This is a genomic window from Mycobacterium sp. 1274756.6 (assembly GCF_001668625.1).
Classification (GTDB): domain Bacteria; phylum Actinomycetota; class Actinomycetes; order Mycobacteriales; family Mycobacteriaceae; genus Mycobacterium.
The window spans coordinates 1-571 of the sequence record NZ_LZLJ01000065.1 but is presented as its reverse complement, the minus strand read 5'-3'; the positions used below and the strand labels follow the sequence as shown (position 1 = coordinate 571).

Here is a 571-nt window from a genome sequence, read left to right as displayed (position 1 = left end):
CGACACCCTGCAGCCAGGCGCGGCTGACCAGCGGTTCGGAGTGCGTGGCCGGGCTCGAGGCCGGAGTCGACGACGGTGCGGGGTCGGTGGTTGCCATATCGCAAGGCTCCTTGTGGACGACCGGTAGAGGGGCTGCTGCGCTGCGTCGAGATGGCGTGACGGTGGCGGTAACGTAACACCGCCACGCCCGGCGGGTGCCGGAAATCGACCTTCTACTACGCGTCGTAGTTTCGACTAGGGACTTTCGTCATCTGCTCTCCGGCGCCCGCGCGGCGGTGTCGGTGGCCCGCGCGACGCTGGCGGCGTGCTCGATCTGGTCCTGCCCGCCGAATGCGGCGGCTGCGGGGCGCCGGCGATCCGCTGGTGCCCGCGCTGCGCCGCGGAGCTGACCCTGCGCCCCGACCAGCCGCACCTCATCGCGCCCCGCACCGACCCCGGCGTGCCGGTGTTCGCGCTCGGGCGCTACGCCGGGGCCCGCCGCCGCGCGATCGTGGCGGTCAAGGAGCGCGGCCGCGCCGACCTGATCGCGCCGCTGGGCGGCGCGCTGGCCGACGCGGTCGGCCGGCTGCAC

Annotated in this window: 1 pseudogene; it reads left to right on the top strand. The window is 74.6% G+C overall.

Annotated elements, in window-relative coordinates:
• Window positions 1–304: 304 nt before the first annotated feature.
• Window positions 305–571 (top strand): annotated as a pseudogene (locus A5643_RS10015) (ComF family protein); the annotation flags it as partial.